The sequence below is a fragment of the Salmonella sp. SAL04196 genome (assembly GCF_046550835.1).
In the GTDB taxonomy this organism is placed as follows: domain Bacteria; phylum Pseudomonadota; class Gammaproteobacteria; order Enterobacterales; family Enterobacteriaceae; genus Salmonella; species Salmonella enterica.
Genome location: NZ_JBGDXE010000002.1, coordinates 89736 through 104155 on the forward strand (window position 1 = coordinate 89736; position 14420 = coordinate 104155).

At 55.2% G+C, this 14420-nt stretch carries 20 protein-coding genes and 3 pseudogenes; all 23 read left to right on the plus strand.

Features of this window, described 5'->3' with window-relative positions; genetic code table 11:
• The first annotated feature begins 21 nt into the window (after window positions 1-21).
• The 23 genes and pseudogenes from ACLJPE_RS09910 (at window position 22) to ACLJPE_RS10020 (ending at window position 14416) form a co-directional block, all read left to right on the plus strand.
• Window positions 22-1182 (plus strand): phage major capsid protein, P2 family, encoded by a 1161-nt coding sequence (locus ACLJPE_RS09910; RefSeq protein WP_023252143.1) that lies wholly within the window; start codon window positions 22-24, stop codon window positions 1180-1182.
• A gap of 3 nt (window positions 1183-1185) precedes the next feature.
• On the plus strand, window positions 1186-1944 hold the full coding sequence (locus ACLJPE_RS09915) for a terminase endonuclease subunit (protein WP_039514384.1): 759 nt from the start codon (window positions 1186-1188) through the stop codon (window positions 1942-1944).
• 97 nt (window positions 1945-2041) lie between these two features.
• On the plus strand, window positions 2042-2542 hold the full coding sequence (locus ACLJPE_RS09920) for a head completion/stabilization protein (protein ID WP_000177982.1): 501 nt from the start codon (window positions 2042-2044) through the stop codon (window positions 2540-2542).
• Entirely contained in the window at window positions 2542-2745 is a 204-nt protein-coding gene (locus ACLJPE_RS09925) for a tail protein X (RefSeq protein WP_001100637.1), read from the plus strand. The genes ACLJPE_RS09920 and ACLJPE_RS09925 overlap by 1 nt, the downstream gene beginning before the upstream one ends.
• Window positions 2736-2957: a hypothetical protein gene (locus ACLJPE_RS09930; protein WP_039514383.1), complete on the plus strand. Its 222-nt coding sequence runs from the start codon at window positions 2736-2738 to the stop codon at window positions 2955-2957. The genes ACLJPE_RS09925 and ACLJPE_RS09930 overlap by 10 nt, the downstream gene beginning before the upstream one ends.
• Window positions 2941-3450 (plus strand): lysozyme, encoded by a 510-nt coding sequence (locus ACLJPE_RS09935; protein WP_024150039.1) that lies wholly within the window; start codon window positions 2941-2943, stop codon window positions 3448-3450. Before ACLJPE_RS09930 ends, ACLJPE_RS09935 begins: the two co-directional genes overlap by 17 nt.
• Window positions 3447-3860 carry an Rz-like lysis system protein LysB gene (gene lysB / locus ACLJPE_RS09940; RefSeq protein ID WP_023252146.1) on the plus strand — a complete coding sequence of 138 codons (414 nt, stop codon included), beginning with the start codon at window positions 3447-3449 and terminating at the stop codon, window positions 3858-3860. Before ACLJPE_RS09935 ends, lysB begins: the two co-directional genes overlap by 4 nt.
• Window positions 3760-4005: an Rz1-like lysis system protein LysC gene (lysC, locus tag ACLJPE_RS09945; RefSeq protein ID WP_072102654.1), complete on the plus strand. Its 246-nt coding sequence runs from the start codon at window positions 3760-3762 to the stop codon at window positions 4003-4005. Before lysB ends, lysC begins: the two co-directional genes overlap by 101 nt.
• Window positions 3968-4435 carry a phage tail protein gene (locus ACLJPE_RS09950; RefSeq protein ID WP_023252147.1) on the plus strand — a complete coding sequence of 156 codons (468 nt, stop codon included), beginning with the start codon at window positions 3968-3970 and terminating at the stop codon, window positions 4433-4435. The genes lysC and ACLJPE_RS09950 overlap by 38 nt, the downstream gene beginning before the upstream one ends.
• Window positions 4428-4877, plus strand: a complete 450-nt coding sequence (locus ACLJPE_RS09955; RefSeq protein ID WP_039514381.1) for a phage virion morphogenesis protein — start codon at window positions 4428-4430, stop codon at window positions 4875-4877. The genes ACLJPE_RS09950 and ACLJPE_RS09955 overlap by 8 nt, the downstream gene beginning before the upstream one ends.
• Before the next feature lie 68 nt (window positions 4878-4945).
• Window positions 4946-5587, plus strand: coding sequence for a phage baseplate assembly protein V (locus tag ACLJPE_RS09960; RefSeq protein ID WP_023252149.1), 642 nt, complete (start codon window positions 4946-4948; stop codon window positions 5585-5587).
• Window positions 5584-5931: a GPW/gp25 family protein gene (locus tag ACLJPE_RS09965; protein ID WP_000213440.1), complete on the plus strand. Its 348-nt coding sequence runs from the start codon at window positions 5584-5586 to the stop codon at window positions 5929-5931. The genes ACLJPE_RS09960 and ACLJPE_RS09965 overlap by 4 nt, the downstream gene beginning before the upstream one ends.
• Window positions 5932-5935: 4 nt before the next feature.
• Window positions 5936-6844: a baseplate assembly protein gene (locus ACLJPE_RS09970; RefSeq protein WP_023252150.1), complete on the plus strand. Its 909-nt coding sequence runs from the start codon at window positions 5936-5938 to the stop codon at window positions 6842-6844.
• Window positions 6837-7370, plus strand: a complete 534-nt coding sequence (locus tag ACLJPE_RS09975; RefSeq protein WP_023223225.1) for a phage tail protein I — start codon at window positions 6837-6839, stop codon at window positions 7368-7370. Before ACLJPE_RS09970 ends, ACLJPE_RS09975 begins: the two co-directional genes overlap by 8 nt.
• Before the next feature lie 7 nt (window positions 7371-7377).
• Window positions 7378-7944 (plus strand): annotated as a pseudogene (locus ACLJPE_RS09980) (phage tail protein); the annotation flags it as partial.
• Window positions 7945-8016: 72 nt separating this feature from the next.
• Window positions 8017-8106: pseudogene (locus tag ACLJPE_RS09985) on the plus strand (tail fiber protein); the annotation flags it as partial.
• Between the two features lie 15 nt (window positions 8107-8121).
• Window positions 8122-9123: pseudogene (locus ACLJPE_RS09990) on the plus strand (phage tail protein); the annotation flags it as partial.
• A 2-nt stretch (window positions 9124-9125) separates the two neighbouring features.
• Window positions 9126-9650 (plus strand): tail fiber assembly protein, encoded by a 525-nt coding sequence (locus ACLJPE_RS09995; RefSeq protein WP_023252152.1) that lies wholly within the window; start codon window positions 9126-9128, stop codon window positions 9648-9650.
• 129 nt (window positions 9651-9779) lie between these two features.
• Window positions 9780-10967 (plus strand): phage tail sheath protein, encoded by a 1188-nt coding sequence (locus ACLJPE_RS10000; RefSeq protein WP_023223222.1) that lies wholly within the window; start codon window positions 9780-9782, stop codon window positions 10965-10967.
• Window positions 10968-10979: 12 nt separating this feature from the next.
• On the plus strand, window positions 10980-11498 hold the full coding sequence (locus ACLJPE_RS10005) for a phage major tail tube protein (RefSeq protein ID WP_023223221.1): 519 nt from the start codon (window positions 10980-10982) through the stop codon (window positions 11496-11498).
• Window positions 11499-11560: 62 nt separating this feature from the next.
• Window positions 11561-11842 carry a phage tail assembly protein gene (locus ACLJPE_RS10010; protein WP_023223220.1) on the plus strand — a complete coding sequence of 94 codons (282 nt, stop codon included), beginning with the start codon at window positions 11561-11563 and terminating at the stop codon, window positions 11840-11842.
• Window positions 11843-11874: 32 nt separating this feature from the next.
• Window positions 11875-11994, plus strand: coding sequence for a GpE family phage tail protein (locus ACLJPE_RS10015; RefSeq protein WP_000763326.1), 120 nt, complete (start codon window positions 11875-11877; stop codon window positions 11992-11994).
• Complete coding sequence (locus tag ACLJPE_RS10020; RefSeq protein ID WP_023252153.1) at window positions 11987-14416, plus strand: phage tail tape measure protein; 2430 nt, start codon at window positions 11987-11989, stop codon at window positions 14414-14416. Before ACLJPE_RS10015 ends, ACLJPE_RS10020 begins: the two co-directional genes overlap by 8 nt.
• The last annotated feature ends 4 nt before the right edge of the window (window positions 14417-14420 follow it).

Consider the following 14420-nt stretch of genomic DNA (forward strand, 5'->3'; position numbering starts at 1 on the left):
CTCCGAAGGAAATGAAACGCCATGCGTAAAGACACCCGTTTTAAATTTAATCAGTACCTGAGCCGCATCGCTGAACTGAACGGCATCGAGGTCAGCGACCTCAACAAAAAATTCACCGTCGAGCCGTCGGTGACGCAGACCCTGTTTGACAAAATCCAGCAGTCGTCCAGCTTCCTGAAGCTCATCAACATGGTAACCGTTGGCGAGCTGACCGAAGAGAAAGTCGGCATCGATGTGACCGGCTCCATTGCCAGCACCGCTGATACCGACGGTGGCGTCGAGCGTAAGACCGCTGATTTCGCGAAAATGGATGCGTACCGCTATTTCTGTCATCCGGTGAACTTCGACTATCACCTGAAGTACAACAAGCTCGACCTGTGGGCGCGTTTTCAGGATTTCCAGATTCGGATCCGTAACGCCATCATCAAGCGTCAGGCGCTGGACTACATCACCATCGGCTTTAACGGCGTGAGCCGGGCGGCGACGTCTGACCGTAGCAAAAACCCGTTGCTTCAGGATGTGGCTGTCGGCTGGTTGCAGAAATACCGCAACGACGCGCCTGAGCGTGTGATGTCCAGCATCACCGACGCTGACGGTACCGTGATTTCGAACACCATCAAAGTGGGTAAAGGTGGGCATTACGCCAACCTCGACGCGCTGGTCATGGATGCTTTCGAGTCGCTGGTCGCGGAAATTCACCGTGAGAACCCGGAAATGGTTGTCATCTGTGGTCGCCGTATCCTGACCGACAAATACTTCCCGATGATTAACAAATTCCAGGCGAACAGCGAACAGCTCGCCGGTGAGCTGATTATCAGCCAGAAAACCATCGGTCAGCTTCAGGCGGTGCGCGCGCCGTTCTTCCCGGCAAACAGCGTTTTCATTACAACGCTGGATAACATTTCGATTTATCTGTACGAGGACGGCCACCGCCGCCACATCGTCGAAAATCCGAAACTCGACCAGGTGGAAAACTACGAACAGGTCAAAGTCGATTTCGTTATCGAGGACTACGAGGCCGGTTGCCTGATTGAAAATATCGAGATCCTCGAGCCGGAAGAACCCGCCACCACTGAACCAGTGAGCGCGGAAGTCTTTGCGGCGGCAATGGTCAAAGCGATGCAGTCTCTGACAGGCAGCGCACCGGCTGAAACCGGCACCACTGACGGCAAGGAGGCATAACCGATGTCAACCCCCGCACAGCGTCACGCGATGCGGGTCTCGGCTATCAGGGCATCGCAGCGGGATAACGCCCCGCTGCGTCATGCCTCACCTTACGAGCAAATGCTCGTCAAGCTGGCCGCAGACCGCCGGACGCTATCAGCAATTCGTTCTAAAGAACGCAAAGCGGATAAGAAACGCGAAATACTCCCGCTGTACCTGCCGTGGGTCGCTGGCGTACTGGAAAGCGGCACCGGCGCACAGGATGACATTCTGATGACGGTGATGCTCTGGCGTCTTGATGCGGGGGATATCACCGGCGCGATTGAGATTGCGCGCTATGCGCTGCGTTTCGGTCTGTCGATGCCGGAAAATCATTCCCGCACCACCCCATACATGCTGGCCGAAGAGGTCGCACTCGCGGCAACCAGCGCCCGTATTGCCGGTGAGCCGGTCGACGCTGCGCAACTGCTTGAGGTCATCGGGCTGACCGATGCCGCCGATATGCCTGACGAAGTGCGCGCCCGGCTGCATAAGGTCACCGGTCTGACCCTGCGTGATGCCGGTCAGCTTCCTGATGCGCTGGCGCACCTGCAACGCGCCTTACAGCTCGACACCAACGCCGGGGTAAGAAAGGACATTGAGACCCTCACTCGTGAGCTAAACCCGAAACCGGTCGCCGTCAAAAAAACAGCGCCGAAAGCCGCGAAAAAGGCACCCGCGAAAAAACAAGATTCACCGGTGAAACGAGGGCGTGGACGCCCGAAGAAAGTCGCCGGTTAACAGAACGCGCCCCGCGCCGGGCGGCACGCTGGTCAATGTCGGTGATTCACCGTAACTGCGACCGGCGTCCACCGCCCACCTATTTACTGAGGTACTCATGACCATGATTGTGATGAATAACCCGGCGCAACAGCGCGACCCGATGGTCATCCCGCCGGTGCCGGTCGACGAGCCGGTGATTAAAAACACGGCCTTTTTCCCGGATGTTGATCCGAAGCGCATGCGCGAAGAAATGCGCCTCGAGCAGACCGTGACGCCGGTGCGTCTGCGCCGGGCGATTAAAACCGCGATGGCCGAGACCAATGCCGAGTTAACCGACTGGCGCGACCTTCAGCTCGCCGCCGGTTATCAGCGCCTCGAGGATGTGCCGACGGATGAGCTCGACGGCGAAAGTGTGCGGGTTTTTCACTACTTCAACGCTGTTTGCTCGATGACGACCGCGACGCTGTACGAGCGTTACCGGGGCGTTGATGCCAGCGCCAAAGGTGACAAAAAGGCCGACAGCATCGATGACACCATCGATGAAATGTGGCGTGACATGCGCTGGTCGGTTGCCCGTATCCAGGACAAAGCGCGCTGCATCGTGGGGCAAATCTGATGAACGTCATCGCGCATCAGGGCGACACGCTCGACACGTTATGTCAGCGCCATTACGGGCGCACTGAAGGTGTGGTCGAGGCTGTATTGCTGGCTAATCCGGGGCTCGCTGAGCTGGGTGTCGTCCTGCCACATGGCACGGCGGTCAGTCTGCCTGAAGTCGACGCCGCACCGGTATCGGAGACCGTGAATTTATGGGACTGACTGTGGATAAAATCACAACCTTTCTGACCTACTGGCTGTCAGTGGAGCTGGCGTATTTCGGTACGCAGACACCGGAACGGCTCGCGCTTTATGTCGGGGGAAGCTGCGCCATTTTTACCGCGCTGGTTAACTTCTGGTACCAGCGAAAGAAATACCGCTATCTCGTCTCGATGGGGATTGATAAGGGGGTTATTCGTGGGCTCATTCGTTAAACGTTGCAGTGTGGCCGTCGTGCTGGCGCTGGCGGCACTGGTGCCTGATTTTCGTTTGCTTCACACCTCGCCGGAGGGGCTCGCGCTGATTGCCGACCTCGAGGGTTGCCGGTTGCGCCCTTACCAGTGCAGCGCCGGTGTGTGGACGTCAGGCATCGGCCACACTGCCGGGGTGGTACCGAAACGGGATATCACCGAGAAGGAAGCCGCCGCGAATCTGGTCGCTGATGTGCTGAACGTCGAGAAACGACTCGCGGTCTGTGTGCCTGTTGAAATGCCACCCGCCGTCTATGACGCGCTGGTCAGCTTCGCTTTTAACGTCGGTACCGGCGCGGCCTGTCGCTCAACACTGGTGTATCACCTGAAACACCGGCAATGGTGGCAAGCCTGTGACCAGCTCACCCGCTGGGTGTTTGTGAATGGTGAGCGTAATACCGGGCTCGAAAATCGCCGCTTTCGCGAGCGCACCTACTGCCTGAAGGGGGCGAAATGAAAACGATAGTCGTGCTGTTAGTGCTGGCGGTGGCCGGGCTGCTCTGGATGCGCCACGAAAACACCAGTCTGACCCGCTCCTTTGAACGGGCGAACAAGGTCGCCGGTGAACAAAAAACGCTGATTACCATGCTGAAAAGCCAGCTTAAAACGGCCTCCCGTATCCGTGGGGAAAATGAGACCGCTCAGGTCTTACTGCGCGGTGAGCTCATCGATGCCGGAGCGCGGGCGCAACGCCGGGAACAGACCATTACGAGGTTACTCAATGAAAATGAACAGCTTCGCCGCTGGTATAGCGCTGATTTACCTGATGCTGTGCGCCGGTTGCACCAGCGCGCCGCCTGTGCCGACGCCGGTGATTGTCTACAACGCATGCCCGAGGGTCAGCCTCTGCCCGATGCCGGGAAGTGACCCGTCCACCAATGGTGACCTGAGCGCGGATATACGCCAGCTCGAAAGCGCCCTCGAGCGCTGTGCGCTTCAGGTCAGAACGATAAAAAATTGCCAGGATAAAATCGATGTACAAGCCGAAAAGTCTGCGAAAAGCCTTAACTGACGCCGTGCCGGTGCTGGCACGAAACCCCGATATGATGCGTGTCTTTATCGACAACGGGAATCTAGCCTCGACGCTGGCGACGTCGCTGTCGTTTGAGAACCGGTACACGCTGAATGTGGTGGTGACCGATTTCACGGATGATATCGAGCTGTTACTCGTCCCGATTCAGGCGTGGCTGCGCATCCATCAGGCTGACATTATGACGACCGATGAAGGGCGTAAAAAGGGATTCACCTATTTTGCCGATATCAACGACAACGACAGCGCTGATATCAGTATCAGCCTGATGCTGACCGAGCGCACCCTCGTTAAAGAGCAGGGGGATAAGCTCCAAGTCGAACAGGCTGAAGAGCCGCAGCCGCCGGAACCCGTTACCCGGCCGGTTGAACTGTATGTTAACGGTGAGCTCGTGAGTCGAATGCATGAATGACTTTAAACCCTTTGACGATAAGCTCGCGGGGCTGATAGCGGCGCTGTCACCTTCTGCCCGTCACAGAATGGCCGCAGATATCGCGAAGACTCTGCGAGCCCGTCAACAGCGCCGGATTAAAACGCAGAAAGCACCGGACGGCACACCTTACGCCGCCCGAAAACGCCAGCCGGTAAAAGCCAAAAAAGGCCGGGTTAAGCGGGAAATGTTCGCCAAACTCCGCACCAGTCGTTTTATGAAAGCCTCAGCGGGGAATGACGCGGCGGTCGTGGAATTTACCGGCAAGGTACAACGGATGGCGAATGTGCATCAGTACGGCCTCAAGGATAAGCCAGGGCGAAACAGTGCGCCGGTGCAGTACGATGCCCGACCGCTCATCGGGTTTAATGACGAAGACCGTCAGGCAGTGGAGGAAATAATTATCGCTAAATTGTCCGTTTAGCGTTGTGTCATCGACAGTAAAACCCGCATCAATTGCCGCTCAGAGCACCGGGCGGCATCCTTCCTTGTATGAATACTCGCGCAACTCTTCAGGACGCTTTACGCCTCCTTCGAAACCTGATACGCACCGGCGTCGTCGTCGAAGTTGACCTCGATGACGGGCGCTGTCGTGTCCAGACTGGCGGCATTGTTACCGACTGGCTTCAGTGGCTAACCACGCGCGCCGGTCGCTCACGTGTCTGGTGGGCTCCGTCTGTGGGTGAGCAGGTTTTACTGCTGGCCGTCGGTGGTGAGCTCGACACCGCTTTTGTGCTCCCCGGTATTTTCTCTGATGACCACCCTGCGCCGTCGGCATCGGCTGATGCATTTCACATCACCTTTCCTGACGGGGCTGTTATCGAGTACGAGCCGGAGACCGGCGCACTGACTGTGAGCGGCATTAAAACCGCAGATGTTACGGCGTCGGATTCCATCACCGCGACGGTACCTCTGGTGATGGTGAAAGCCGAGACCCGCATCACCCTCGATACCCCGGAAGTGGTCTGCACCAACAAACTGACGACGGCGACGCTTGAGGTACAACAAGGCGGCACCATGCGCGGAAACATCGAACACACCGACGGTACATTTAAATCAAACGGCGTGCAGGTCGATGACCACGGTCACGGTGGTATTAAGCGCGGGGATGACTGGACGGAGGGCACGAAATGACGACCCGATATATCGGCATGAATCGCGAGACCGGGCGCGCCATCACTGACGCCGATCATATCCGTCAGAGCTGTGGCGATATTTTGCGAACGCCGGTCGGCTCTCGCGTGATGCGCCGTGATTATGGCTCGCTGTTGTTCTCCCTGATTGATATGCCGCAGACCGACGCGCTGAGGCTGCAAATTATGTGCGCCTGTTATATGGCGCTGCTGAAGTGGGAGCCGCGCATCAGCATCAGCTCGCTGACGGTAGAACGTCAGTTTAACGGTCAGATGATTGTTGAGCTGACCGGCGAGACCCGGGATACCGGCAAAACCCTGTCACTGACTATCCCTGTGAGTTGAATTTATGGCAACCATCGACCTGAGCCAGCTCCCCGCACCTGACGTTGTGGAAACGCTGGATTTTGAAACCATCCTTGCTGAGCGTAAGGCGACATTCGTGTCTCTTTATCCTGAAGACCAACAGGACGCCATTGCCCGGACGCTCGCCCTCGAGTCTGAGCCAGTGGTGAAGTACCTGGAAGAAAACGCCTATCGGGAGGTTATCTGGCGTCAGCGTGTAAATAATGCGGCAAAGGCGGTCACGCTGGCTTACGCAGAGGGCAACGACCTTGACGTCATCGGCGCAAACTTCAACGTCGAACGGCTGGTTATCACACCGGCTGATAAATCGGCAATTCCCCCAGTGGCGGCGGTGATGGAATCAGACTCTGATTTTCGTCTTCGCATCCAGCAGGCTTTTGAAGGGATGAGTGTGGCGGGCTCAACGGGTGCCTATGAATTTCATGGTCGCAGCGCTGACGGGCGAGTCGCGGATATTTCAGTTATCAGCCCGTCGCCAGCCTGTGTGACGATTTCGGTGCTCTCCCGACATGATAATGGTGCCGCATCCGATGAACTCCTGACAGTCGTGCGTAATGCACTTAATGATGAGAACGTCAGACCGGTTGCTGACCGTGTGACAGTTCAGTCAGCTGAGATTGTTGATTACCAGATTCGGGCAACGATTTTTATCTATCCGGGGCCGGAAAGTGAGCCCATCCGGGCGGCGGCTGAAGCGAAACTAAAAGCCTATATCAGCGCGCAGCACCGGCTGGGGCGGGACATTCGGCTCTCGGCCATTTATGCCGCGCTGCATGTTGAAGGGATCCAGCGTGTCGAGCTTTCCACGCCGGTCGCTGACATTGTGCTTGATAAGACTCAGGCGTCATTTTGCAGTGATTATCACATTGCGATAGGGGGCTCTGATGAGTAATGCGCGGCTGTTGCCGGTGGGCTCGTCGCCGCTTGAGGTGGCGGCGGCACGTGCATGTGCGGAAATCGAAAACACCCCCGTCCCGCTGCGTCGTCTGTGGAGCCCTGATTCCTGTCCTGCAAACCTTTTGCCGTGGCTGGCGTGGGCGTTTTCCGTTGACCGTTGGGATGAGAACTGGCCGGAAGAAACCAAGCGTGACGTTATTCGCAGCGCGTATTACATCCACTGCCACAAAGGGACGATAGGCGCAGTCCGGCGTGTGGTTGAGCCGCTCGGATATCTGATTAACGTGTCTGAGTGGTGGGAGACCAATGACCCGCCCGGCACGTTTCGTCTTGATATCGGTGTTTTAGAGACCGGCATCACTGAAGAAATGTATTACGAAATGGAGCGACTCATTGCGGATGCAAAGCCAGCCAGCCGGCATCTTATCGGCCTCAATATTATTCAGGATGTGCCGGGCTATCTGTACACCGGCGCGCTGACGTATGACGGCGACATCATCACGGTTTACCCGGATAAGTGAGAGGACAATGACAGTAAAATATAAAACGGTCATCACCAAAGCCGGTGCAATCAAGCTGGCTGCAGCGACCGTCCCGAACGGGAAAAAAGTGAATTTTACGGCGATGGCAATCGGCGACGGTACATTGCCGGTGCCTGATGCCAACCAGACAAAGCTCGTCAATGAAGTCTGGCGCTATAAACTGAACAAAATCAGCCAGGACAATAAGCATCAAAATTATGTGGTCGCGGAGCTGCTTATCCCGCCTGAAACCGGTGGTTTCTGGATGCGCGAAATGGGGCTCTATGACGACACTGGCACGCTGATTGCCGTCGGTAACATGGCGGAAAGCTATAAACCTAAACTTGATGAGGGGTCAGGCCGCGCACAGACCGTGCGTATGGTCATCATGGTAAGCGATATCGAGTCAGTCGAGCTGACGATTGATACCTCAACGGTGATGGCAACACAGGACTATGTCGACGATAAGCTCGCTGAGCATGAGCAGTCCCGCCGTCATCCTGACGCCACGCTCACCGCAAAGGGTTTCACGCAGCTCAGCAGTGCGACCGACAGCGAGTCTGAGACGCTCGCAGCAACGCCGAAAGCGGTTAAGGCGGCGTATGACCTTGCTAATGGTAAATACACAGCTCAGGACGCAACCACGGTGCAAAAGGGTGTCATCCAGCTCAGCAGTGCAACCGACAGCGTGTCTGAGGCGCTCGCGGCGACGCCGAAAGCGGTGAAAATCGCAATGGAGAATGCCAGCGCGCGACTCGCGAAAGAAAGGAACGGCGCTGATATTCCTGATAAACCTCTGTTTGTTCATAATATTGGACTGGGAAATGTGCTTTTCAAAGGTGATGGCCGGTTCCTCGCGGGAACATTTGTCAGTGACGCAATTGACCGAACATCAATTGGTGCCAGGGCGGCTACAGGCTGTCAGTTTATGCGCGCACATCAGGCACCTGATGCGCCAGACCAGGTAAGTTTCTGGCAAATTATTACCCTTAGCGAGGTGGTAAGTCCGACCACTGTTGTGGATGTTCTTGCAGTCAGTGGCAATAACGTATTGTTTGGTCACGGAACAGGAGCGGGTATTACCTCATGGCGTCAAGTGGCGATGCTGGAGGGGGGCGCCTTTACGGGGGGTATTTCTGCTCCAAATATGCGTGGCGATACCCTGGTTACGGTTGGGGATGGCACTGGTGGGATGGCTAAAGGTGACGTTGATGGTGCAGGTTTTAATGGTAACAATCTGAACATTAAGTCATGGAATGGTATCGGATTTCAGAACTCAGAAGACCTGGCTATCCGGGCATATATCAGCACCCGACTCGGTGTTATCGCAGCTGCTGAAAATTTGCAGGCCGGAAATGCGATATTCAACAAAAACGGCGATGTTTACGGCGATATATGGGGCACAGGCAGCGGGCCTGGCTGGTTGAGTGCGTATATTGCAGGCAGACCGTTACGACAATACATCACCATGGTCGGTGTGTACCAGAACGACAAAACAAAGCCATTTATGCTTCATGACGATGGTTCTGGTGTATTCCTTGCCACAACGGACATGCTAAGTGGGTATGTTCAGTCCATCCGTTTCGGTGCTGTTGAGCATGGAAACGTATATCGTTCGCCCGGATTTGCAGACCAGTTAGGTTACGTCATTACAGGTGTTGAGAATGGAGACTCGAACGATACACCAGACAGAATTCAACGACGCTTGTTACAGCTTAAAGTGCATGGTCAGTGGTATACGGCGGGGGCATAAAAATGAGACATTTTAAAAATTTCACTAAAACAACGGAATTAACCCCTGTTCAGCAGGAATTATCAGAGAACTGCAGTATTCAGTTTATCCAGGATGAATCAGGTGTTGACTGGTATGTGTTACAGAAGTTATTCCAGCCCGATACGCTGAAAATCCAGTATGACAAAACAGGACTGATTATTTCTGCGGATAAAGATGTGACAAAGCTATTTCCGCTGAATTGCTCTGTTGTGGAATTCGCTGATACTGATATTCCTGATGGTTTCAAGCCTGGTAATTTTACCTACAGCAACGGCGTTATTGCCCCTGTGCAGATTGATTATGTTGCTTTAGCGACGGCAGAGCGCGACAGGCGCATGGAGTCGGTTACAGTAAAAATCAATCAGCTTGTAGAGGCTCAGGATGATGACGACATAACGGCTGACGAATTATCCGAACTCACTGCGCTACGTGAATACCGAACAAAGCTGCGCCGACTGGATTTGCGTTATGCCCCTGATGTTGAGTGGCCACCTTTGCCGGAATAATTCAGGCGGGCACCTGCCCGCTTTTTCTTTTCCCGTCTGTTGTATCACCCCTTACCCAACCCTGACAAATAGCCCCCTGTAAACGTACATCCGACAATATCACTCACCCCAACTAACGGAGTTAAATGGATGAGTGATTATCATCACGGTGTCGAGGTCGTCGAAATTAACGACGGCACCCGCACAATCTCGACGGTATCAACAGCGGTCGTTGGCATGGTCTGCACGGCCAGCGATGCTGACGCCGGGGCATTTCCGCTCAATGAGCCGGTGCTGATTACCAACCCACAAAGCGCCATCGCAAAAGCCGGTACTAAAGGTACCCTGAAAAAATCCTTACAGCTCATCGCTAACCAGTCAAAACCGGTTGTTGTTGTCGTGCGTGTCGCAGAGGGTACCGGCGACGACGAAGAGGCACAGGCACAAACCATTTCTAACATCATCGGCACCACGGATGAGAACGGCAAATACACCGGGCTGAAAGCGCTGTTAACGGCGAAAGCGGTCACCGGCGTGAAGCCCCGTATCCTCGGTGTGCCGGGTCTCGATACTCAGGAGGTGGCGACCGCGCTTGTCTCCGTGGCTCAGAAACTGCGCGCTTTCGCCTATGTCAGCGCGTGGGGCTGTAAAACCATTTCTGACGTCATTGCCTATCGTGAGAATTTCAGCGCGCGCGAACTCATGATTATCTGGCCTGAGTTCCTCGGATGGGATACCACGGCCAGCGCCACAACGACCAGCTACGCTACCGCCATCGCGCTGGGTCTGCGCGCCAAAATTGACAATGACACCGGCTGGCACAAAACCCTGTCAAACGTCGGCGTCAATGAGGTCACCGGTATCAGCGCGTCGGTCTTCTGGGATTTGCAGGAAAAAGGCACCGATGCCGACCTGCTGAATGAGGCCGGTGTTACCACGCTGATTCGTTCTGATGGCTTCCGCTTCTGGGGTAACCGTAATTGCTCTGATGACCCGCTGTTTCAGTTTGAGAACTACACCCGCACGGCACAGGTCATCGCCGACACAATGGCCGAGGGGCATATGTGGGCGAACGATAAGCCCATTACCGCGACACTGATTCGCGACATTATCGACGGCATCAACGCGAAATTCCGCGAGCTGAAAAGCGGCGGTTACATCATCGATGCGACGTGCTGGTTTGACGAAGAGGCCAACAGCAAAGAATCCCTGAAAGCCGGGAAACTGTTTATCGATTATGACTATACGCCCGTGCCACCACTCGAGCACCTGACCTTACGCCAGCGCATCACCGATAAATATCTGGCGAATCTTATCTCGTCCGTCAACAGCAAATAAGGAGCCTGACAAATGGCATTACCGCGCAAGCTCAAACTGATGAACCTGTTTATCGACGGGGTGAGTTATCTCGGCGTCGTGCAGTCCGTCACGTTGCCAAAATTAACCCGCAAGCTCGAGAAGTATCGCGGCGGCGGGATGAATGGCTCAGCCTCGGTTGACCTTGGCCTCGATGACGATGCGCTGTCGGCTGAAATCTCGCTCGGCGGTTTTCCTGATGATGCTGTCTGGTCGTTATATGCCGCCACCGGTACGGCCTCCGTGCCGCTACGTTTTGCCGGGTCTTACCAGCGTGATGACACCGGCGAGACCGTGCCGGTTGAGGTTGTTCTCCGTGGCCGTCAGAAAGAAATCGACCTCGGCGAAGCCAAGCAGGGCGAAGACACTGAGTCGAAAATCTCGCTCGAGTGCTCGTACTACAAGCTGACCCTCAACGGTAAAGATATGGTCGAAATCGACACCGTGAATCTCGTCGAAATGGTGAACGGTACCGACATGCTCGAGGCACACCGACAGAATATTGGCCTGTAATTATTGTCCCGGTCAGCATGGCTGGCCGGTCATCCTGAAACCTGAATTTAACGAGAAATATCATGGAAAAAACTAACGAAAATATAGTCACTCTGATTAAACCCATCAAGCGCGGTGAGCAGGTTATTTCCGATGTCACCCTGTTAAAACCGTGTGCCGGAACCCTTCGCGGCGTCAGCCTGGCATCTGTCGCAAATTCTGACGTCGATGCGCTGATTAAAGTGCTGCCGCGCATGACCATGCCGTCGCTGACCGAGCAGGAAGCCGCCGCGCTGGAGCTGCCCGACCTGTTGTCGTTTGCCGGTAAGGTGGTCGGTTTTTTGTCACCGAGTTCGGCGGCGTAACCTTCCCGAAAAAACTCTCGGTCGATGACCTGATGGCTGACATAGCGGTCATTTTCCACTGGTCGCCATCAGACCTTTATCCCATGAGCCTGACCGAGCTCGTCAACTGGCGCGAAAAAGCGCTACAGCGAAGCGGAAACACGAATGAGTAATAACCTAAAACTCGAAGTGCTGCTGAAAGCTGTCGACCAGGCGACCCGACCCTTTAAAGCGATCCAGACGGCGAGTAAATCGCTGTCTGGTGATATCCGCACGACTCAGCAATCCCTGCGTGATTTGAATGGTCAGGCATCGAAAATAGACGGTTTTCGTAAAACCAGTGCGCAACTGGCGGTAACCGGTCAGTCGCTGGAAAAAGCAAAACAGGAAGCTGAAGCGCTGGCGGTGCAGTTTAAAAATACGGAACGGCCAACAGCGGCACAGGCCAGAGTGCTGGAGTCAGCGAAACGCGCGGCTGATGGGTTACAGACGAAATATAACAGTCTCACGCAGTCAGTTAAGCGGCAACAGGCCGAGCTCGGTAAAGCGGGGATAAATACCCGCAACCTTACGAATGATGAAAACCGCCTGAAAAATAATATCAGCGAAACGACCGCACAGCTTAACCGACAGCGTGAAGCACTGGCGCGCGTCAGCGCGCAACAGGCGAAACTGAGTGCAGTACAAAAACGCTATCAGGCAGGGAAGGCTCTGGCAGGGAATGCCGCCTCGATGGGCGCTGCCGGGGTAGGTATGGCAACAACAGGTACTCTCGCCGGTGTTGCACTAATGAAACCCGGTTATGATTTTGCCCAGAAAAACTCTGAGCTTCAGGCTGTTCTCGGCGTCGAAAAAGATTCAGCTGATATGGTGGCGCTCCGCAAACAGGCGCGTCAACTCGGTGATAACACAGCCGCGTCGGCTGATGATGCTGCCGGTGCTCAGATTATTATTGCAAAAGCCGGTGGTGATACCGCTGCTATTCAGGCGGCTACGCCAGTGACGCTTGATATGGCGCTCGCAAACCGTCGAACGATGGAAGAGAACGCCGGGTTATTGATGGGGATGCGCTCTGCATTCCAGCTCTCAAACGATAAGGTCGCCCATATCGGTGATGTTCTGTCGATGACGATGAACAAAACCGCCGCCGACTTTGACGGCCTGAGTGATGCGCTGACCTATGCCGCGCCGGTGGCGAAAAATGCCGGGGTCAGTATCGAAGAAACAGCCGCAATGGTCGGCGCACTGCATGACGCCAAAATTACAGGCTCGATGGCGGGTACGGGGAGCCGCGCTGTGTTAAGTCGCCTACAGGCTCCTACGGGAAGAGCGTATGACGCTATTAAAGAGCTCGGCGTAAAAACGGCTGATGGTATGGGGAACACGCGCCCAATATTTACCATTCTGAAAGAAATGCAGCGGAGCTTTGAGAAAAATAATCTCGGTACCGGTCAGCGCGCTGAATACATGAAAACCATATTCGGTGAAGAGGCAAGCTCAGCTGCTGCTGTATTAATGACTGCAGCCTCAAGCGGTAAGCTGGACCAGCTTACCGCCACGCTTAAAGCATCTGACGGTAAAACGGCTGAGCTCGTCAAGGTCATGCAGGACAACCTCGGCGGCGACTTTAAAGAGTTCCAGTCAGCTTATGAGGCGGTCGGAACAGACCTGTTTGACCAGCAAGAGTCATCCTTGCGTAAGCTGGTACAAACGGCGACCGGTTATGTTTTAAAACTTGATGGCTGGATACAAAAAAATAAATCACTGGCGACGACGCTTGGGGTTATTTCAGCGGCGGCTATCGGTGTTGTGGGGGTTATAGGGGCAATCGGTCTTGTTGCGTGGCCGGTTATTATCGGTATTAACGCCATCATCGCTGCTGCTGGCGCACTTGGTGCTGTCTTTACGACAATCAGTGGCGGGGTTGTCGCCGCAATCGGTGCTATTACGTGGCCGGTCGTGGCCGTTGCGGCGGCGGTTGTCGCTGGCGCGCTGCTGATTCGCAAATACTGGGAGCCTGTCAGCGCCTTTTTCGGTGGTGTTATCGAGGGGCTGATGAGCGCCTTTGCGCCGGTCAGGGAAATGTTCGCGCCGCTGGCACCCGTCTTTGACGGCCTCGGGGAGAAACTTCGCGGCGTCTGGCAGTGGTTTAAAGACCTGATAGCGCCGGTAAAAGCGACTCAGGACACGCTGAACAGTTGCCGTAACGTCGGTGTCATGTTCGGTCAGGCGCTGGCTGATGCGCTGCTGATGCCGCTTAACGCCTTTAACAAGCTGCGAAGCGGGATTGACTGGGTGCTCGAAAAGCTCGGGGTTATCAACAAAGAATCCAGCTCGCTTGACCAGACCGCGGCGAAAGCTAGTGCGGCGACGCAGAACGGCTATAGCCCGGCTATCAGCTCTTACAACAGCTATCAGCCAGTCACGGCACCCGCCGGTAAAACCTACATCGACCAGAGTCGGCCAACCTATCAAATCAACGTGCCGGGCAACGGTATGCCGGGCGGTCGGTTAGGTAATGATTTGCAGGATGCCTTAGAAAAATATGAGCGTGAGAAACGCGCCAAAGCCCGCGCAAGCATGATGCATGACTAAGGAG